Here is a 19,903-nt window from a genome sequence, read left to right on the forward strand (position 1 = left end):
CCGAAATTTCAATCTTGGCGTTACCTCCGTTTTCTGGTTGCTAGGTTAACTGGCTGAGCAGCAGCCTATCAAACTGACGGTCAGAGAGCAGCCGGCGCACCAGCAGCACCATTTGGGCGCCGCCGCCCGTGGCGTACCGGGTGCGCGGCCGCGGGGCGGTAGCGGCTTGTACGATAGTGCTGGCAACCACCCCCGGTTCTGCGGCGCGGGCGTCGGCGTTGCCCAGCGCTTGGGCGTGGCGCTGGGCCGAGCCGGCGTAGGCCGTGTGGCCCGACACCTTGAGCAAGTTTTCCCGGGCTATTTGGGTCCATTCCGTCTTAATAGCGCCTGGCTGAATCACCACTACGTCGATGCCGAACTGCTTCAGCTCCATGCGCAACGAGTCGCTGAGGCCCTCGACCGCAAACTTGGTCGCGTGGTACCAGGCGCCGTGCGGTTCGCCGAGGCGCCCGCCAACGGAAGACACGTTAATGATGCGCCCCGCGTGCTGCGCCCGCATCAGCGGCAGCACGAGCTGCGTCAGCCGGGCCAGCCCGAATACATTTACCTCGAACTGGTAACGCGCCTCGGCCAGCGGCACGTCTTCCAACGCGCCGAAGGAGCCGTAACCCGCGTTGTTCACTAGCACGTCAAGGCGGCCTTCGGCCTGCCGGATGGCGTCAAGGGCGGCCACCATCGATTCATCTTGGGTTAAGTCGAGGGCCAGTAGACGCACCCCGGCTTGGCCCAACGCGGCCATGCGGTCGAGGCGGCGGGCCGCGCCGTACACCACATAGCCGGCTTGCAACAACTGCCGGGCGGTAGCTTCCCCAATGCCCGACGAGGCACCGGTAACCAAAGCAACTTTCGATTCGGATTTCATAAGAAAGGCGGGAAAGAACTTGATTCGACCATTTAAACAGAGTCGACGTGGATGGGCGAAAAAAATCAGGTCCCTGGGGCCAGCAAAAAGATCTGGCTACCGTCACGGCAACGGGGGCGTCTGTTTTTTACCACGACAAAGTTCCGACTGAGTTAGGAGGCATTGGTAAAGGGAATCAAACCAGAAAGTATGATTATCAAACCTTAGCCTTTTCGTGGGTTTAGAAATTCGACTTATTTCCAACACCCGCATCTTCAATCTCGCGGCCGAATTTGGTGGCCATGGCGGCGTGAGCGCGCTGGCCGACAGCAGCTTTGGCTACCGGCTGCTATTTGGCCAGCGGACCATGGATGCCAACCGGGTAGTGACTCTCCCACGGGACTCGTACGTTCGACAAAAGAGTGATAGACTCCGCTGCTAGGATGACACATGGTATGGCCGTCTTTGCTTACCATAATCAACGGCCAGCCGTCGAACACACTTAAGCCAACCGAAAGTGCGTTCCACGACCCAGCGTTGGGCCATCGGTACGAACTCGCGCGTGGCGCCAGGCGGCCAGCTGGCCACGCGATGCTGCGAGCCTAAGGCTTGTACCTGTTGCTCAAATTGCCCGCAATAGACCTTGTCTGTCAGGACCGGGCGTAGCTGGCCGGCTAGCCCAAGCTGGGCGCAAACGCGTGAGCGGTGGCAGCAGCGGGGCCGCCGCACGACCATCGTGGTCGTTGGCCGCGTGGACGTGTACGCGCCAAATGCGCCCGCCGGTGTCGCAAAGCACTTGGCGTTTGCGTCCGTTTACGCGCTTATGCGCGTCGAGGCCCCGCTGCCAGCCGACCACGCGCCAGACGGTCGGCGTGGTTGCGCGCCTCGTTGAGCCCTTGCAGCAGGCCGCTGGTTTGCCAGCGAGCGAAATAGTAGTACACCGCCGACCAAGGCAAAAAGCAGACCGGCAGGCTGCGCCACTCGCAGCCGGTGCGGCACACGTAGCGCAGAGCGTCAAGAACTTGGCGCAAACACAGGCGGCGCTTGCGTTGCAGGGGCAGCAGTGGGGCAGTAACTTACTACTGCGAGTCAATAAGTGGTTGAGTGCACTCAACCATAAAAGCGGACCGGAACCTAGAAACTCCCGCCGCAACTTACTAGCTCGTTTCTTTTTTCTCTACCCAACTCCCAAACACGCTCTTAGTCTTCTCAGGTACCTCTTGCTATCAAGCAGGCAGTTTACCGAGCACCCGTTGCAGCACCTGCTCTAGAGCCGCAAGCGTTACTACGTCGCCGCGTAGAAGCACCCGTTGAGCTTGCCAGAGTAGCAGCTTGCGCGGCCGGTCATCTTCATTGACGAGGCAGAAGAGCGTGCCGCCGGGCGGGGTGTTAGCGGTGCGGGTGTAGAAGCCTTCGCGCTGGGGAAGAAAGCCGTAGCGTAGCAGCGTGTCATGGAAGATGTTCATGGCGTAACGGGATTTGAAACTAGGGTCATAATCTACTCTACGGCTTCTACGAAGCTCCTAACTCTTCTGCTCAACCTTCGGCCAGAGAAGTTAAACGACTCCTCAGTTGTTTATCTGCACAACGGCTCCGTTACTGCTTCTGGTCATCGTTCTGGATGCTGCGTTGCGGCCGGGAGGGGCGGGTATCCACCTTGCCGAAACGATAGGTGAAGGTGACGCGCACAGTGCGATTGAGGAAGTAGGAATAGTTGGCGTATTCGAAGCGCGTCGTGCGTAGGTTGTCGCGAAACACGAGCTGGCGCTGAAACGGGTTTACCACCGTCACGGTCAGGGTGCCTTTTTTGTCGAATAGCTCCTTGCGTCCGCCCAGCTGGTACTGCCGGTAACCCGGCGAGCGACCTTGCAGCTCCACGCCCCGCCCGTTGAAATTACCCACGAACTGCGCGCTCCAGCCGTTAGCAAATTGCCAGGCCGAGTTCAGGTTGATGAGGTAGCGCAGGCCCCCGTTTTGCAGACCCAGCGCCGGACTGCTCACCCGCAGATAGTACAGATCTACGGTCCCGTTCACGCTCCATTTCGGCGTGAGCTTGGTCGAGCCAAACACGCTGCCCCCGTACGCGGCACTGCGGGCCAGGTTCTGAATAGTGGTGTAGAGCACGCGGGTGGTGTCGTCGGTGGGTAGGACTTCGTTGCTGGGGACGAGCCGCGAGATATTCTCGATGGAGTTGTTGGTCTGCCGCCAATAAGCCGACAGATTGATGGTGCTCTTGTTGAGGAAGGTGTTGTAGCCCAGCTCGTACGCATCCGTCAGCTCGGCATTCACGCGCGGGTTGCCCGAAGCCAAATTGCGCCGGTCGCTGGTATTTATATAGGGATTGAGGTAGCCGATGCTAGGCCGGGCAATGCGGCGCGTGTAACTCAGGCGCAGCTTCCGGCCCTGGCCCGCGTCCCAGGCCGCCAGCAGATTGGGTACCACGTTGAGGTAGTCGCGGCGTAAGGTCACGTTGTCCGTCACAAAGTCGCCGTTGATGCGTGTGTATTCGGTGCGGCCCCCGAGCTTGAAAGTCAGCTTACGGCCCAGCCCAAAGCCGTAGGTGGCATAGCCCGCGTACACGTCCTGGTCGTAGCGAAACTCGTTGGAGCGCGAGGGCACGGTTACGAACCCGCGCCCATCGAGGCTGTCGGCGCGGATGAGGTAGTCGCTGCCGGCCCGGCGCAGGATGGATTTCAGGCCGGTTTCCAAGGTGTGCGTACTGTCCAGCGGGTGCACATAATCGAGTTGCAGCGTGGCTTCGCGGTTGCGGTTGTTGTTGAAGCTGGTTTCGGCGTAGTCCAGCGCCCGTTCGGGCCGCTGCTGGCTCAGGTCGTAGGCTTCGCGGCCCCGACGCACGGCGTACAAGGCCAGCACGCTCAGCTCCTGCCCGGGCTTGGGCAGCGTCTTGGTGTAGCCAAAATTGACGTTGAGGTTCTGACTGCGAGTTTTCGTCACGATGTCGCGGTGGTAGATGTCGTCTAGCTCTGGGGTGCGAAAAGTGGTTGCCTGTTCTTGGTCCCGGGTGTTCTGGTCGCCGCTGGCCCGCGCACTCAGGCTCAGCACGTCTTTGGGCGAGGCCTCGTATTCCAGCCCCACCTGCCCGTAGGCGCCACCACCAAGATTGGTGAAGTCGCCGGCCTGGTCAAGGGTGCTCTGGGCGCCGTCGGGCCGAAAATCCGTGCGGGTGGTTTGGCCGCGAGCCACGTTGTAAAACCAGTTGCTGCCCAGATCCGTGCTCAAGCCCAGGGCGCCACGGCGGCGCGTCACGTTGCCGCCCAGCACCCCGCCTCGCGTGCTGGCCGAGGACCGCGCCGACCCGTTCACGCCCTGCAACCGCTCGGCCTTAAGCACGATATTAACGACGCCCGCCGAGCCCTCGGCATCGTACTTGGCTGGCGGGGAAGTATATACCTCCACGCTCTTGATTTGATCAGACGGAATCTGACGAAGTGCTTCGGCAATGTTGTTGGCCAGCAGCGTAGAAGGCTTGCCGTTGATGAGCACCAGCAGGTTGGAAGAACCCCGGAGCTGCGGCGTACCATTAATATCCACGCTCAGCAACGGCGTTTTTTGCAGCACATCCACGGCGGTGCCTCCGCTGTTGGTCAAGTCTTTCTCCGCGTTGTAGACGATGCGGTCCACCTTGGTTTCCACCAGCTCCCGCTCACCTATCACCCGCACTTCGCCTAGTTTCTGCGCGGTTGGGGCCAGCAGTACCGGCGGCAGATTCACGGTGGTTGCTTCCGCCGAAACCAGCACCCCATCCACCACCTTCGTTTCATAGCCCACGAAGCTGACGCTAAGCTGATAGGTGCCCAGCGCAATGTTGCCGAGAACGAACCGGCCCTTTTCGTCGCAGGCGCCGCCACTTATCAGCTTGCCCGCTTGCAGGAGCCCAACATTGGCAAATTCCACCGGCTGGTTGGTGCTGGCGTTCAAAATGGAGCCCGTAAGCCGCCCGTTTCCCCGCGTAGCCGCCGACTGAGTCACCGGAGCCGGCGACGTTTGTGCTACCGCACATTGGCTACTTACGCTGAGCTGAGCAATTCCGAGTAGAAAACAGACCCAGTGAATGGAAGGTCGAGGCATGAGTAGCGAGTCTTTGCGGAGTAAGAGGAGTAGAGGAAGCCAGCTCGACACGCGTCCAGAAATACGAAATTTTTCGTATTTCTGGACGTGCGGAAGGGTGAGATGAGAGAGGAACAAGGGAAAAACTGAGGAGTAGAGCGGCGATGGGCAAGCAAATAGACCTGCTACAGGCAGCTAGTGCCTATAATTCGCTTTGGTGAGTGCAATAGTAGAGCATCGTTATTCATTCATCAAGTGTATTTTTAGCATGAATTGATACAAACTGCATATGAATAGCATCCGGCCCGAATTAGAGCTGCGGCTTCTCTGGTACTTCGTAACGGTAGCCCAGCACCTGCATTTTGGCCGGGCTGCCGAACAACTTGGTATTGAACAGCCCCCGCTCAGCCAGCAGATTCGGCGCTTGGAAGGATTGCTCGGGTGCCAGCTGTTTGAGCGCACCAGCCGGCGCGTGCAGCTCACGGCCGCCGGCCACGCGCTGCTGCCCGAAGCGCAACGCCTACTGGCGCAAAGCCGCACGCTGTCGGAAGTGGTGCGGCTGGTGGGGCAGGGGCGCACGGGGCTGCTCACGGTGGGCTTTGCGGCGTCCACGCTGTTCACTTCGGTGCGGCAGGTTATTCACGCGTATCGTACGCGCTTTCCCAACGTGGAACTGCGCCTGCGGGAACTGTCGACGGCAGCGCAGGTGGAGGAATTGCGCAACGGGAGCATCAGCGTAGGCTTCCTGCGTGAGCCCCCGCGCCTGCCTTGGCTGGCATCGGAGGAAGTAGTGCGCGAAGCCTTTGTGGCCGTGCTGCCGGGGGAGCATCCGCTGGCTGGCCAAGCCGCACTATCCCTGACGGAGCTTAATGCCGAGCCATTCGTGCTGTTTCCGCCGCACGTAGCGCCTTCCCTCTACGGGCAGGTGCAGCAACTATTTGCGGCGGCTGGCTTCTCGCCGCGCGTGGTGCAGGAGGCCTTGGAGTGGACCACCATCGTGGCTCTAGTAGAAGCAGGTTTGGGCGTATCGGTAGTTCCCGCTTCGTTTGATATTCTGCGCCTAGGCCAAGTGGTGTACGTGCCGCTGTCGGTGCCGGTGGGCTACACGCACATTGCCGCCTGCTACCCGGCCGGCCCGATTGCGCCGCTGGTGCAAGGGTTTCTGGAAGTGGTGCGCGAAAACCGGAGCTGATGCCAAAAAGCCTTGATTGAGCACGCCAGAGCCAGTGTTGATGCCTTACGCTTGCTCATCCGTCGTAACAAAAAAGGCCACCCGAACGAGTGGCCTTTTTTGCTTTTCCAACCGGCTGCTACGCCGCTACCGGACGAGCCAGTACCCGGCCCGCGCTGCTGTCTATGGGCGTGATGCGCAACTCCAGCTTCTGCTGACCCCGCAACACAGTTAGGTATTGGAAGGCCCCGATTTTCTCCCACGTGAGCAGCCGGAATAAGTCATCGGAGCTAGCCACGGGTTGGTCGGCAAAAGCCACCACAAAATCACCCGCGCGCAGGCCGGCGGCTTCGGCGGGCGAATTGGCTTCCACGCTCACCACAAACAGGGCTTGGCGGGCAGCAAGCTGATGAAAGTTGACTACGCGCGGGTGCAGGTCCACCTGCTGGGTGCTAACGCCTAAGTAGCCGCGGCGCACCCGGCCTTCGCTCAGCAAAGCGGGCAGAATAGCCGTGGCCGTATTGACGCCGATGGCGAAGCACAAGCCCTGCGCCCCGCGGATAGTCGCCGTATTGACGCCCACCACCTGCCCATCAGCGTTGATGAGCGGACCACCGCTGTTGCCAGGATTCAGGGCGGCATCCGTCTGCACAATGTTGTCGATGAGGCGGCCGGTTTCCGTGCGCAACGTGCGGCCCAACGCGCTGACCACGCCGCTGGTTACGGTGTGCTGGAAACCGTAGGGGTTGCCGATGGCAATGACAAGCTGGCCGATTTGTAGGTCGGCGGAGTTGCCGAGGCGGGCGGCGGGGTGGCCCGTGGCCGGCGTGTGGAGCAGTGCTAGGTCGGAGTCCGGGTCTTCGCCTACCAGTGTAGCCGGGTACTCGGTACCATCGGCAAACGTGAGGCGAATGTCTTCGGCGCCGTGCACCACGTGCGAGTTGGTGAACACGTAACCATCGGTGGAAAACAGAAAACCGGAGCCGGAACCAGCCGGGGCCAGTTTCTGCTGCTTGTTCTTTTTGCGGACGTCAATCTTTACAACGGAATGCTTGGCGGCTTCCACGGCCGAAATGACGATTTGAGAATATAAGTCCATTGGTAGTTAGCTAAATGCGGCGAAATTGCCGGCCCATTACCCGGCAAATAACCCGCCGAGCCAGCTCATCGGCCAGAGTGGCAGAGCTACCGAAAGAGGCGGCCCCTTTCCAGTGGCTGGCGCGGCTCCAAGCTAGGGCATGAGGGTAATCATTGTTACCTTTCGGCTTTGTATCCACCCGCCCGCGTCGTTTCCGTGAAGCTTTCCGTCGTTATCGTCAACTACAACGTGTGCTACTTCCTGGAGCAGGCGCTGCTGTCGGTACGGCGGGCGGGGGAGAAGCTGGGGCAGCCGCTGGAGGTATTCGTGATTGACAACAACTCCGTGGACGGCTCGGTGGCTATGGTGAAGGCCCGGTTTCCGGAAGTCATTCTCATCGAAAACAAGGACAATCCTGGTTTCTCCAAAGCCAACAACCAAGCCCTGCGCCTCGCTACGGGCGAATACCAGCTGCTGCTCAACCCCGACACGGTGGTGGAGGAAGACACCTTCCGCATCTGTTGCGAGTTCATGGACGAGCACCCCAACGCCGGCGGGCTGGGCGTGAAGATGCTTGATGGTCAGGGCAAGTTTCTGCCCGAGAGCAAGCGCGGGTTGCCTACGCCGTGGGTGGCGTTTTACAAGATTTTCGGGCTGGCGAAGCTCTTTCCGAAGTCGCGCAAATTCGGGCGCTACCACCTTGGCTTCCTCGACAAAGACCAAACCCACGAAATTGAGGTGCTGAGCGGCGCGTTTATGCTCATGCGCAAAGCCACGCTCGACCAAGTAGGTCTGCTCGACGAAGACTACTTCATGTACGGCGAGGACATCGACCTCTCGTACCGCATCACGCAGGGCGGCTGGAAAAACTACTACCTGCCCGCCACCCGCATCATCCATTACAAAGGCGAAAGCACCAAGCGCACGAGCGTTAACTATGTGTTCGTGTTCTACCGAGCCATGGTGATTTTCGCGCAGAAGCACTTCGCACCGGGGCGGGCCGGTACTTTTTCGTTGCTCATCAACGCGGCTATCTGGCTGCGGGCCGGAACTGCGGTGGCCGAGCGCCTGCTCCGGCAGGCCGCGCCGGTGCTACTCGATGCCGGCCTGATTTACGGCGGCATGTACTTCCTCAAAACCTATTGGGAGCACAACCACAAATTCGTGCGCACTGAGTACCCGCCGCAGTTTATGCTGGTGGCGGTGCCGATATACATTGCAGTGTGGCTGAGCTCCGCATACCTGAGTGGGGCTTACGACCAACCCACCAGAACCGCCCGTATTGTGCGCGGCATTTTCCTGGGCACGGTGCTGATTTCGGCCATTAGCAACTTCTTCGATGCCTGGCGCTTCTCCAAGGCCCTCATCGTGCTGGGCGGCGTGTGGGCCGTGATGGCGCTGGTAGGGCGGCGGCTACTGACGCACTTCTTGCGCTACCGCGACCTGCGCCTTTCGGAACGGCGGCAGAAGAACGTGGCCATCGTGGGCTCGGCCGGGGAGAGCCAGCGCGTGCGCCACTTGCTGGAACTGGCCGCCGTGCAGGCCCGCATTATCGGCTACATCACGCCGGAGCCGGAAACTACGCCGCAGGGCCGAACCACTGCCGCGGGCCGGGCCGCGGCGTGGCCCACGGAAAAAGGCCCCGCCACCGCCGTGCTGGCCGAGCCGCTGCTCACGGCCACCGCCGACGACTTGCTGGGCGAGGTGCGGCAGCTCGAAGAAATTATCCGCATTTACGCGTTGGATGAGTTGATTTTTTGCGGCCGGGATTTGTCGGCGAGCCAGATTATCAGTCTTATGGTGAGCTTGCCCCCGGAGCCGCCCGTAGCCTACAAGATTCTGCCCCAGGACAGCGAGTACATTATTGGCAGCTCCTCCAAAGACTCGCCCGGCGACTATTACACGCTCGACATCACCCTGAATCTATTTCGGCCCGAGCAGGTGCGCAACAAACGCCTGCTCGATATTCTGACCAGCTTGGGCTTGTTGCTGAGCGCGCCGCTCTTGGTCTGGCTGCAACAGCACAAAGGTGGCTTGCTGCGTAACTGCCTGCGCGTGCTGGGCGGCTCCCGCACCTGGGTCGGCCTGCGCTATGCCGCCGCGCCGCAGCATTTGGCCCGCGCCATTCTCTCGCCGGCCGATGTGGCCCAGGCAACCACGCCTCTTACCGAAGCCACGCGCCGCCGCTTGGAGCTGCTCTACGCCAAAGACTACGAACCCGGTACCGACCTGCGCATACTGCTGCACCGTTTCCGCTGGCTTGGTAGGGAGTAATCTAGATAGTAGCGCGGAAATCCGTTCCGCACACGAGCCGCAGGCGAGTTCCTACACGGTTGGGCCGTAGCGCGAAGCTCCAGCTTCGCGCATCGTTGAACGATGGCGTTGTTACGACGCGGTTCCAGTCGTTCAACCTCAGCAACGATGCGCGAAGCCGGAGCTTCGCGCTACTCCGCGTGTAGCGCGAGTTCCCACGCGGGAGCATCAGCCACGCAAAACCGGCCACTCAGTGCGCTCATCCGGGCCGCAGATTTTAGCGGCACATAGCGTACTTTTACTGCTCTCCCAACCCACGACAATCATCCATGTCCGACGCCCTCACGCTCACTACTTCCGTTCTGTCCGACCGTATCCATGCCATGCAGGAGTCGCAGACTATTGCTATGGCTAAAAAGGCGCGCGAGATGAGCGCGCGCGGCGTCGATGTTATCAGTTTGAGCTTTGGGGAGCCGGACTTTCAAACGCCGCAATACATCAAGGACGCCGCCAAGAAAGCCCTTGACGAAGGCTTCACGTTCTATACGCCCGTGCCCGGCTATCCTGAATTGCGCCGGGCTATTTGCGACAAGCTCAAGCGCGACAACCAACTGGATTACAAGCCCGAAAACATTGTGGTGAGCACCGGCGCCAAACAAGCCCTGGCCAACGCCGTGCTGAGCCTCATCAACCCCGGCGACGAGGTGATTGTGCTGGCGCCCTACTGGGTGAGCTACGAGGAGATGGTGAAACTCGCCGAGGGCCGCACCATCGCGCTGATCGGCACGCTCGAAAACGACTTCAAAGCCACGGCCGCCGAGCTGGAAGCCGCCATTACGCCGCGCACCAAGCTCATCATGTACTCGTCGCCGTGCAACCCGACGGGGGCGGTATTTTCCCGGGAAGAACTGGCCGCCATTGCCGACGTAGTGACCCGCCACCCGCAAATTCACGTGCTGGCCGATGAGATTTACGAGTACATCAACTTCGTGGGGGAGCACGTGAGCCTGGCGCAGTTCGAGGCCATCAAAGACCGGGTGATTACGGTGAACGGCTTCTCGAAAGGCTACGCCATGACGGGCTGGCGCGTGGGCTACCTGGCCGCCAACCAGGAAATTGCCGCCGCCTGCGAAAAGATGCAGAGTCAGGTTACGTCGGGCACCTGCTCCATTGCCCAGCGCGCGGCGCTGGCGGCGCTGCAAGGTGGCCGCAGCTCCGCCGACGAAATGGTGGCAGCCTACCGTCGGCGCCGCGACTTGGTGCTGGAGTTGTGCCAAGATATTCCCGGTTTCCGCACGCCCAAACCCAGCGGCGCCTTCTACATTTTCCCTGATGTGAGTGGCTACTTCGGCAAAACCACGCCCGACGGCCACACCATCGAAAATGCCTCGGACCTGGCGCTGTTCCTGCTCAACGATGCCCACGTGGCCGCCGTGGATGGCAGTGCATTTGGCGCGCCCAGCTGCATCCGTTTCAGTACCGCCGCCGCCGATGAAAAGCTGCGCGAAGCTTTTATTCGCATCAAAAACAGCTTAGTCAAATTGGTGTAGGGCAAAGCTCTGGCGGCGGCACGTAAACGAAACGAGTATCCGGTACTGTGGCCTGCATGGCGCAATATTGGATACTCGTTTTGTTTGCGCGTTGAGCCAAGCTCGGTAGTGCGTTTTTCGGGCGCGGTGGAGTTCCTACATTTGCCGCTTCTTCCCCTGAACCCGCCATAATGCCCACTGCTGCCGTACCGCCTGCTTCATTGCCCGAGTTATTTGCCGCTTTCAACCGCCTCACCGTGCTTATCGTGGGCGACGTGATGATGGACGCTTACGTGTGGGGCAAGGCCACGCGCCTCTCACCCGAAGCGCCGGTACCCATCGTAAATGTGAGCCGCACCGAGCAGCGCCTCGGTGGGGCCGCCAACGTGGCCCTCAACGTGCAGGCCCTGGGTGCTACGCCGCTGCTGTGCGCTGTAATCGGGGAGGACCAAGGCGGCGACCAGCTGCTGGACCTGCTGCGCGCCGGTGGCCTCACCGCCGATGGCATCGTGCGCTCCGCGTACCGGCCTACTACCGTGAAGCAGCGCGTGCTGGCGCACGGCCAGCAGCTATTGCGCATCGACTCGGAGGTGGAAACCGATTTGAATGAGAAGGAAACCGCCGGCCTCATTGCCCGCTTCGAGCAGCTGCTGGATCGGGCCGACGTGGTTATTTTCGAAGACTACGACAAGGGCGTACTCAACGAGGCCAGCATTCAGCACTTTATTGGACTGGCCCGGCAGCGCAACATTCCCACCGTCGTCGACCCCAAGAAGAAGAACTTTCTGGCTTACCGGCACAGCACGCTCTTCAAACCCAATCTGAAAGAGCTGCGCGAAGGGCTCAAACTGGAATTTGGCGATACCGCTGCCGACCAGCCGCAGTTTGAAGCCGCCGTAGCCCAGTTGCGCCGCTTGCTGACTCCCGAAATCGTGCTCGTGACGCTTTCGGAGCGCGGGGTATTCGTGGAAAATGGCAGCCTTACCAAAACCTACATTCCCGCTCACCTGCGCACCATCTCCGACGTGTCGGGCGCCGGCGACACGGTAATCAGCATTGCGGCGCTGTGCGTGGCACTAGGCTTGCCCGCTCCCGTTACGGCGGCGCTGGCCAACCTCGGCGGTGGCCTGGTGTGCGAACAAGTAGGCGTAGTACCGATTGAGAAGCAAAAGCTGCTGGCCGAAGCCGAAGAAGTGGGCTTAGTGCTTAGTGCTTAGTTGTTGGTGCTTAGTGCTTAGTTATTGGGGCCTAGTGTCTCGTTGTTGATGCTTAGTGCTTAGGAGGATATAGCAAATATGCTGATGGGCTGCTCTACTAGCATATTCTAGGGCCGCCCGGCTTTCCAGCGGGCCAGAAGACCCACACGTACCTTGGTTGTTGAAATACTCTGGAGGTGAAGGGGAGAAGGAGTGAAGGAGATTCCAACGGATGACACGTATAAGGCGTAAGCACGAATAGCCGCAGAGCGGCGACATATCGGTAGAAGTAGCCGGCCCTGAAGAAATAAAGCCCCATCGGGGCGACACTAATCGTTAGGTGCCCTCCGATGGGGCTAGGTAGTTGAACGGCGCGACGCAACTGCTGCTATATCGTTGCTGCACGATTGTAGTTAAATGTTAGGTTTACTGCAACGCGAACTAACGGCTTCGCAAAGGCTTCTGTACCCAGAACAAATCCTACTTGCAGTCAAGCAAAGACATCTTGCAGTCGAGCAAAGCCAACTTACGGTCTCGCAAAGACATCTTACGGTCGAGCAGAAGCTCTTGCTGCTCCGCAAAATCCTAGTGTCGCTTCACAAAATCTAACTGTCAGCTCCGCAAATGCCCCTGGCGGTGACGCAAAGGCCGGTGACGGGTTCGCAAAGGCTGCTTACGCTACTAAAAACGCCTCTGGTAGCCTGAAAAAGCCGTTTATTTGGCGAGGGTACGGTATAATACAATTATATCCTCCCGCCGATTATGGACCTGACGCTCATGCGGCCGACTCAGGTTGCGGAGGAGAGCAAGAGAGCTAGCCCCTCCTCAAGCAGAGTGAAGCTAGCTCTAAAAATCAACCCGCTGATGCGTGCGGAAAAGCGTGAGGGCCTCCTGCTACTAGCTTAAACTAGGCGCCCCAAGCTACTGCCTGTTGCGGGCGCTGTGCTCCTTCACCGTTTCCACGAAGACCTTTACGTTGCTCGGGTTGGTGTCGGGGTAGACGCCGTGGCCGAGGTTGGCGATGTGGCGGTGCGGGCCGAACTGCTCCAGCATGGCGATGGTAGCGGCGTGCACCTGCTCGGGCGTGCCGTAAAGAGCGCAGGGGTCGAGGTTGCCTTGCAGGGTTTTGTCGCCGACGAGGGCGCGGACGGTGCGGGCATCCTGGTTCCAGTCGAGGCCGATGGTGCGACAGGGGAGCTGGGCGAAGTCTTCGACGGCCCAGAACGCGCCCTTGGCAAACACCGTCACGGGCACTTCCGGAATGGCTTGGCAGATTTCGGCGATGTAGCGCGTGCTGAACTCGGCGTAGTGCGCGGGCGGCAAAATTCCAGCCCAGGAGTCGAACACCTGCACGAGGTTGGCGCCGGCCTGCACTTGCGCCTTCAGGTAGGCAATGGTGGTAGCCGTGATTTTGCGCAGCAGCTCGTGGGCCAGCTCCGGCTCGGCGTAGAGCAGGCGGCGCGCCTTGCTGAAGGTCTTGGAGCCGTGGCCTTCCACCATGTACGCCAGAATGGTCCAGGGCGCGCCGGCGAAGCCAATAAGCGGCACGCGCCCGTTGAGGGCGCGCTTAGTCACGCGGATGGCTTCGAGCACGTAGCCGAGGTGTTCTTCCGGGTCGGCGACACGCATCCGGGCCACGTCGTGCGCGGTTTTGATGGTTTCGGGGAACAGCGGGCCGCGGGCTTCTACCATCTCGTAGGTGAGACCCATGGCTTCGGGCACCACCAGGATGTCGGAGAAAATGATGGCCGCGTCCACGTCCAGCGCGTCGATGGGCTGAATGGTGACTTCGGCGGCTAAATCGGGGGTTTCTACCAGCTCCTTGAAGCCGCTGAGGCGGGCGCGGAGGGCGCGGTATTCGGGTAGGATGCGGCCGGCCTGGCGCATGAGCCACACGGGCGTGCGCTCAGTTTCTTCGCCACGGGCGGCCCGGAGGAGGAGGTCGTTCTTCAGCATAACTGCGGCAAAGGTAGGCCTAGAATAAATGAAGAATGAGGAATTAGCGCAGATTCGGAGTCAGTGTAGGTCTACCCCACCCCCAGCCCCTCCCCTCCGGGAGAGGGGTGCCAGATGCCAGAACGCACCCCTCTCCCGGAGGGGAGGGGCTGGGGGGGGTAAAACGCTAGCCAAAGCTGTACACGGTTTCCGAATCTGCTCTAAGAATGAGGAATGAAGGCATACCCCGGCAACTGTTCATTGCCGATTGTTCATGGATGCCGCTCCGGTCTGCTCGCTTTTTCAGCGAGCTGACCGGTCGCCGCGAGCTGATGGTGTTTCGTCCGGTCAGTTACCACAATTGCTCATTATTAATTGTTCATTGACTGAACGGCGCGCCCTTCGACCGGTCAGCCCGCGAAAAAAGCGGGCAGACCGGGACGTGCTATCAATTGCTCATTACTCATTGATAATTGTTCATTGCAACGGCACGCATGGCAATTCTTCATTCAAGAAGTCAGGCCGGGAAACAGCGCCTTGATGGCCGTAGCCATGAAATTCACGCCGATGGCCAGCGTGATAAAGCCCATGATGCGCGCTAAGGCGGCCATGCCGGGGCGCCCCAGAAACCGCGTGAGCCGCAACGAAGACATCAAAATGAGGTAGGCCGCCAGCGCCACCAATGCGAAGCCCACGCAGATGAGGCCCATGTTCGTGTAGCTTAGCTTCTGGGTGAAGAGGCCAATGCACACGGCCATGGAGCCGGGGCCAGACAGCATGGGCATGGCCAGCGGCGTGAAGCTGATGTCGTCCTTGTGGCGGCTTTCTTCCAGGGTGGCTTCCGATACCTTGGCGCGGTTGCCGCCGGGCGTGAGTAGGTCGAAGGCGGAGCGCATGAGCAGGATGCCGCCCGCGATGCGCAAATGGTGAATATTGATACCGAAGAAGTTGAGCACGTACTGCCCCGCGAAAAATGATACCGTGAGCACGCCCATCATGTAGATGCACGCCCGTAGTGCTATGCCCGCTCGCTGCGTTGGCGAATCTTCCTCCGTGAGCGTCAGGAACACGGGCATGGCCCCAAAAGGATTCACGACCGAAAAGAGCGTGGTAAACGTGGCAAGTAGTATCTCCATGAGGCAAGCGTGGGCGGCGGGCAAAGGTACGAGCCTTTCCGAAGCGCAAGTTGCAAAAATGCTATGTTCGCAGCTCAACCGCCGCCGCACTAGGCCGTAGAAGCCAATTGCAACCAAGCTTATCCTGTTTTTGTCGTGCGGCTCCTTGGACGTACGACCTGCTCTGCTAGTCCTCTTCCCGCCTCTCAGCTCTTCGCCCGTGCCCGACTTTGCCTCTCTCCCTATTTGGCTGATCTTGTTGCACGGCCTGGTGCTGTTGCTGGCTCTAATAACGCTCATTGCCACGCTGCTGCCGCTGCTGCGCGCCACTGCCTGGTGGATACGGGTGTTCGACTTTCCGCGTTTGCAGATTGTGGCCGTGGCGTTGCTGGCCATTGGCGGCGGACTACTGCTGGGCTGGCACGTGTTGCCTGGCTACTGGGGCCGGGGCGTGTTGGTGGCGGCGGTGGTGGTAGTGCTATATCAGTGGTTCCGCATCATGCCCTACACACGCTTGGCCCGCAAGCAGGTCGGCGATAGTACTATAAAAACCGGGGAGCAGCACCTGAGTCTCACCGTGATGAACGTGCTGCAATTCAACAAGCAAAGTGAAGAAGCGCTGAAAGTGCTACAAGAAGCCGACTCGGACGTGATTATGGCCGTCGAGACGGACCAGTGGTGGCAGGAGCAGCTCAAGCCCCTGGAAGCCACCCATCCGCACACCTGCTACGAGCCGCTCGACAACACCTATGGCCTGTTGTTCTTCTCGCGCCTGCCCCTCGATGGCTGCCAGATAAAGTATCTGATGGACGACGATGTGCCTTCGCTGCACACCCGGATTCAGCTCCGCGACGGCCGCACCTGGGTGCGTCTCTATGGTTTGCACCCCAAGCCGCCCGCGCCCGCCGAGTCCAAAACCAGCACCCGCCGCGACGCCGAGCTGCTGCTGGTAGGCCGGGAAATAGAGCAGCAGCAGGAACCTACCATCGTGTTTGGCGACATGAACGACGTGGCCTGGTCGCACACTTCGGAGCTGTTTCGCCGCATCAGCAGCCTCCTCGACCCCCGCGTGGGCCGGGGCCTGCTGCCCACCTTCCACGCCGACTACTCGCTCCTACGCTGGCCCCTCGACCACGTGTTCGTTTCCTCCGATTTTAAAGTAGACGACATGGAACGCCTGCCCTACGTCGGCTCCGACCATTTCCCCATCTACATTAAGCTCAGCTACGAGCCGCAGGACAAAACCGAGCAAGAGCAAAACGCCGAAGAAGCCGACGCCGAAGACCACGCCGAGGCTAGTGAGAAAATCCAAGAAGGCTTCGAGGAAGAGGAGGAGGAAGAAAAGCTGGAAGCCACCCAGCCCGCCCGCAAGAAAGAGCTGGCCACGTAGCGCGAAAATCCGTTCCGGGACGAGCACAGCGAGTTCCTACGCGAGAGGGGCGTAGCGCGAAGCTCCGGCTTCGCGCATCGTTGAACGACGCCGTTGCAGCCTTGCGCGAGTCGTTCAGCGTCAGCAACGATACGCGAAGCCGGAGCTTCGCGCTACTCTGCTCAACTGGCGCGGTATCGGATACTCGCTTTGCTCGTGCGCGGAACGGATTTCCGCGCTACAGTGCCTCGTACAGCCACGCCATCTGCTGCCGGCTCACGGCGGCCGGCAGCAAGCGCATAGCCGCGTCCCGAAGCTTTGTCAGGAGCGGATTTTCGAACTGCCCCACGCGGCCTAGCTGCCAGGAAGTTTGCACAATGCGCGTGGTGCGGGGCAGCCGGCGTTGGCTGAACCGCTGGAACGCGGCCGTTACGTTTGGTTCCGTAGGTAGGCACTGCGCCAGCACGGCGGCATCTTCCACGGCCATGCCGGCGCCCTGGCCCATGTTGGGGGTGGTGGCGTGGCCGGCGTCGCCGAGCAGCAGCACGCGGCCGTAAGCCAACTGTCGCAACGGCTTCAGGTCCAGGATGTCGTTCCAGAGCAGCTGGTCGTCGGAAGTCAGAGCTAGCAACTCGGGAATAGGCGCGTGAAAACCGGCGAATTCGCGGCGTAGGTCGGCCACGCGGTAGGCTCGGAACCGTGGGTTTTGCGGCTCAGGACTGTTTAGGCAGGCAAACCAGTACACCCGGCCGCCGCCCACCGGCACGTAGCCGAAGCGGTGGCCCGCTAGGCCCCAGGTTTCGCAGCTTTCCCCGGCCGGCAGCGCCAGTGGGCCGGCATCTACTACGGCCCGCCAACAAGTGTAACCCGCGTAGCGCGGTAGCGCCTGCGGCAGTAGTTGAAGCCGCACTCTGGAACGTAGTCCGTCGGCCCCAAGCAAGGCATCGGCGCTAACTGTAGTGCCATTCGCGAAATGAGTTATGATACCCGCGGGGCCATCCTCGAACCGCTCAAAAGCACAAGCTAGCCGCACGGTGCCGGCTGGCAACTGCTCCAGCAACGCCTGTTGCAGCGCGGCCCGGTGCACGCCCAGGTTGTCGAAGCCTAGCTGGGTGGTGAAAGCCGATGTATCGGCCGTTTGCAGGAGTCGGCCCCGTTGGTCGCGCAGGTGCAGCAGCGTAACGGGCGTGCCCCGCGGGTGCACGGCATCGTGCAGATCCAACTGGTGCAAAGCACGCATGGCATTGGCGCCGAGCACTACGCCAGCTCCCACTTCGCGCAGTTCCGGCGCGGCTTCGTACACCCGCACTTCGTGGCCCAAGCGCAGCAGTGCGTGCGCCGCAGCTAGTCCGCCAATACCGGCCCCGATGATGAGGAATTTCATCCGGCAAAATTAAGCATCGGTTGACCTAATCATGCTGCGCCACATGGCTCTGCACGACGTTCTTCTGATCTTTTGCGCATACTTTAAGCAAAAAAGAAAGCCTCGCGCAACGCGAGGCCTTCTGATAAAACGGCAACGGTAGCAGCGGCCACTTAGCCAGCTACGGTTCCAGCTACGACTGTGTCGTGAGGAGCGGCGCGCCGGCCGCCGATGGCGGCAGCGGCAGCGCCTAGGCCCAAGCCCAACGCAGCCAGCAGAGCCGCTTTCGACAAACCTTCAGCTGCTGCATCGCCCGACTGGCGGGCCTGGGCACTGACCTGCTGCTTGGTTTGCTGCCACTTCACGCGGGCCTGCTCGTAGGTTTGCTGCCAGTTCGCAACGATTTGCTCGGCTTCGGCGCGGCTCTTGCCCGTACGCTGCATCACCACGTTCACGGCAGCGTCGCGGTCGGCGGCATCTAGAGTCTGTTCGCCCCGGCTAAAGAGCTTGTTTATTACATCGTCGAAGTTGGCATCGGCGGCTTGGGGATTTGCGGCGGCCTGACCAGCTTCTGTTTTGGCAGTCTGGGCCGCGCCTTGGACCTGGTTTTCCAGGTTTTCGGGCTGCAGCTCCGGCTTGCCGGTCTGGCGGAGCAAGGTAGCGGCTTCACGCTTCAAGTCGCTGAGGTCGATGCCACGTTCTTGTAGCTCGCTTTTCACGGCATCGGCCGCTTCAGGAGCCACGGCGGCTATACCTTTGCCCGCACCTGACAGTGCCTGACCGGCTACGCCCGTTACGCCCCCAATGATGCGGCCTAGCGCCGCGCTCAGTAAATAAAATGAAAGCAGTGTAACCAGGCCCCAAGTCAACAACCCGTGCAGCAGCCCGTCGGTGCGGCGGGGCATGCCAGCCAAGCGGCCCGCCACGGAGCCGCCGAGGTATAAGGAAATCAGCATGCTAACAATCCACCAGATGGCAGCTCCAATCCCCACACCGGAGAAAGGGTTCTGCTCTTGCAGCGGGTCGATGGTGCCCAGGCCAATGCCCAAGCCCAGCAGGCTCAAGGCTAGCTGAATAACAAGGGACAACACGGCGCCCGCGAATACGGCGCCCCAGGAGATGCGCCGCACGGCGGGCAGCGCCGTGGTGGCAGCCGGCGGATAATAGGCCTCGCGGTGTATTTCGGTGCGGTAAGAAGTATCCATGACAACAAGGTGTTTCGGTGGAAAAGTAAACTTCAAAAGTGAAGGATTGGCCTTGCTTTACGGTTTGATAGTCAAGTTGTTATTGTCGAGCGAGGTAGCTGTTGTGCTTGGTGAAGCCTAGCGTTGCGCTTGTTATAAAGCCCGGGCGGCCCGCTAGCTAGAAAACTTCTCGCCACGACTGTTTAGCTCCCCATGCTGCTTTTCAACTTTTTAGGAGTCCGCTTCCAAGGCACTATCTTTTCTAAGGGTAGCCGTGTTATTATTGCTGCCGCAATTCGCATCGGGAGCTCGGTTTGCTGCTTCTCGATACAACTCTCGCTCGACGGTCCACCGTCCATTCTTGGCTTTCATGACACCGCGCTCCATGCAACGGCACCTGCCGGTATACTTCGAAAATCCGGTTGGCCGCTTGCTGGAGCATCCTGGCGGCTATGCTGTGGTGCAGTACAAGGCCGGAAAGCGCAAAATGAATGAGCTACAAGCCTTCCTCACGCACGCCAGCCAATTGCTCCTGCGGCGAGGCTGGCACAAGGTGCTTGGCGACCAGCGCATAATGACGGCTTTCACGGAAGAAGAGCGCATTTGGATCAAGGAGAATTGGCTGCGTCAGCCCACCATGCCAAACGCGACTATATACGGCGCGGTCCTCATTGCCCACGATGTATTTGCCCGCCTCGCCATGAACCTGATCATGAACGAGGCTCGTGAGTCGGCTTTGGTGTACCGGCTCTTCGATGAAGAAAAGGAGGCCGAAGCCTGGCTGCTGCAATTACCGTAAAG

Annotated in this window: 17 protein-coding genes; 6 read left to right on the forward strand and 11 right to left on the reverse strand. The window is 60.4% G+C overall.

Annotation, left to right across the window (positions count from 1 at the left end; all coding sequences use genetic code 11):
• Window positions 1-40: 40 nt before the first annotated feature.
• The 6 genes from ACYSMN_RS12155 to ACYSMN_RS12180 form a co-directional block, all read right to left on the reverse strand.
• Window positions 41-862: an oxidoreductase gene (locus ACYSMN_RS12155; RefSeq protein ID WP_488924153.1), complete on the reverse strand. Its 822-nt coding sequence runs from the start codon at window positions 860-862 to the stop codon at window positions 41-43.
• A gap of 417 nt (window positions 863-1,279) precedes the next feature.
• Complete coding sequence (locus tag ACYSMN_RS12160) at window positions 1,280-1,576, reverse strand: transposase (protein ID WP_488924154.1); 297 nt, start codon at window positions 1,574-1,576, stop codon at window positions 1,280-1,282.
• Window positions 1,464-1,697 carry a transposase gene (locus ACYSMN_RS12165; protein WP_488924155.1) on the reverse strand — a complete coding sequence of 78 codons (234 nt, stop codon included), beginning with the start codon at window positions 1,695-1,697 and terminating at the stop codon, window positions 1,464-1,466. The genes ACYSMN_RS12160 and ACYSMN_RS12165 overlap by 113 nt, the downstream gene beginning before the upstream one ends.
• On the reverse strand, window positions 1,663-1,905 hold the full coding sequence (locus ACYSMN_RS12170) for a transposase (RefSeq protein ID WP_488924260.1): 243 nt from the start codon (window positions 1,903-1,905) through the stop codon (window positions 1,663-1,665). Before ACYSMN_RS12170 ends, ACYSMN_RS12165 begins: the two co-directional genes overlap by 35 nt.
• A 162-nt stretch (window positions 1,906-2,067) precedes the next feature.
• Window positions 2,068-2,307 carry a hypothetical protein gene (locus ACYSMN_RS12175; RefSeq protein WP_488924156.1) on the reverse strand — a complete coding sequence of 80 codons (240 nt, stop codon included), beginning with the start codon at window positions 2,305-2,307 and terminating at the stop codon, window positions 2,068-2,070.
• A 130-nt stretch (window positions 2,308-2,437) separates the two neighbouring features.
• On the reverse strand, window positions 2,438-4,930 hold the full coding sequence (locus ACYSMN_RS12180; protein WP_488924157.1) for a TonB-dependent receptor: 2,493 nt from the start codon (window positions 4,928-4,930) through the stop codon (window positions 2,438-2,440).
• A gap of 268 nt (window positions 4,931-5,198) precedes the next feature.
• Between ACYSMN_RS12180 and ACYSMN_RS12185 the strand changes: the two genes are divergently transcribed.
• Entirely contained in the window at window positions 5,199-6,101 is a 903-nt protein-coding gene (locus tag ACYSMN_RS12185) for a LysR family transcriptional regulator (protein ID WP_488924158.1), read from the forward strand.
• A gap of 118 nt (window positions 6,102-6,219) precedes the next feature.
• Here ACYSMN_RS12185 and ACYSMN_RS12190 read toward each other — a convergent pair whose 3' ends face one another.
• Window positions 6,220-7,179, reverse strand: a complete 960-nt coding sequence (locus tag ACYSMN_RS12190; RefSeq protein WP_488924159.1) for a S1C family serine protease — start codon at window positions 7,177-7,179, stop codon at window positions 6,220-6,222.
• Between the two features lie 168 nt (window positions 7,180-7,347).
• On the opposite strand from ACYSMN_RS12190, the gene ACYSMN_RS12195 reads away from it, so the two are divergent.
• The 3 genes from ACYSMN_RS12195 (at window position 7,348) to ACYSMN_RS12205 (ending at window position 12,157) form a co-directional block, all read left to right on the forward strand.
• Window positions 7,348-9,432, forward strand: coding sequence for a glycosyltransferase family 2 protein (locus ACYSMN_RS12195; protein WP_488924160.1), 2,085 nt, complete (start codon window positions 7,348-7,350; stop codon window positions 9,430-9,432).
• A gap of 308 nt (window positions 9,433-9,740) precedes the next feature.
• Window positions 9,741-10,961: a pyridoxal phosphate-dependent aminotransferase gene (locus ACYSMN_RS12200; RefSeq protein WP_488924161.1), complete on the forward strand. Its 1,221-nt coding sequence runs from the start codon at window positions 9,741-9,743 to the stop codon at window positions 10,959-10,961.
• Window positions 10,962-11,131: 170 nt separating this feature from the next.
• Window positions 11,132-12,157, forward strand: coding sequence for a bifunctional heptose 7-phosphate kinase/heptose 1-phosphate adenyltransferase (locus ACYSMN_RS12205; protein ID WP_488924162.1), 1,026 nt, complete (start codon window positions 11,132-11,134; stop codon window positions 12,155-12,157).
• Window positions 12,158-13,057: 900 nt separating this feature from the next.
• On the opposite strand, the gene hemE is transcribed toward ACYSMN_RS12205, so the two are convergent.
• Both hemE and ACYSMN_RS12215 read right to left on the reverse strand, forming a co-directional pair.
• Complete coding sequence (hemE, locus tag ACYSMN_RS12210; RefSeq protein WP_488924163.1) at window positions 13,058-14,092, reverse strand: uroporphyrinogen decarboxylase; 1,035 nt, start codon at window positions 14,090-14,092, stop codon at window positions 13,058-13,060.
• Between the two features lie 488 nt (window positions 14,093-14,580).
• On the reverse strand, window positions 14,581-15,207 hold the full coding sequence (locus tag ACYSMN_RS12215) for a MarC family protein (protein WP_488924164.1): 627 nt from the start codon (window positions 15,205-15,207) through the stop codon (window positions 14,581-14,583).
• A 199-nt stretch (window positions 15,208-15,406) separates the two neighbouring features.
• Between ACYSMN_RS12215 and ACYSMN_RS12220 the strand changes: the two genes are divergently transcribed.
• The gene (locus tag ACYSMN_RS12220) at window positions 15,407-16,576 is read left to right on the forward strand and encodes an endonuclease/exonuclease/phosphatase family protein (RefSeq protein WP_488924165.1); all 1,170 of its coding nucleotides are present in this window, start codon (window positions 15,407-15,409) and stop codon (window positions 16,574-16,576) included.
• A gap of 217 nt (window positions 16,577-16,793) precedes the next feature.
• Here ACYSMN_RS12220 and ACYSMN_RS12225 read toward each other — a convergent pair whose 3' ends face one another.
• Complete coding sequence (locus tag ACYSMN_RS12225) at window positions 16,794-17,939, reverse strand: FAD-dependent monooxygenase (protein ID WP_488924166.1); 1,146 nt, start codon at window positions 17,937-17,939, stop codon at window positions 16,794-16,796.
• A gap of 152 nt (window positions 17,940-18,091) precedes the next feature.
• Complete coding sequence (locus ACYSMN_RS12230) at window positions 18,092-19,123, reverse strand: phage holin family protein (RefSeq protein WP_488924167.1); 1,032 nt, start codon at window positions 19,121-19,123, stop codon at window positions 18,092-18,094.
• 349 nt (window positions 19,124-19,472) lie between these two features.
• Between ACYSMN_RS12230 and ACYSMN_RS12235 the strand changes: the two genes are divergently transcribed.
• The gene (locus tag ACYSMN_RS12235; protein WP_488924168.1) at window positions 19,473-19,901 is read left to right on the forward strand and encodes a hypothetical protein; all 429 of its coding nucleotides are present in this window, start codon (window positions 19,473-19,475) and stop codon (window positions 19,899-19,901) included.
• Window positions 19,902-19,903 lie beyond the last annotated feature (2 nt).

The sequence above is a fragment of the Hymenobacter sp. M1-2 genome, from assembly GCF_057808495.1.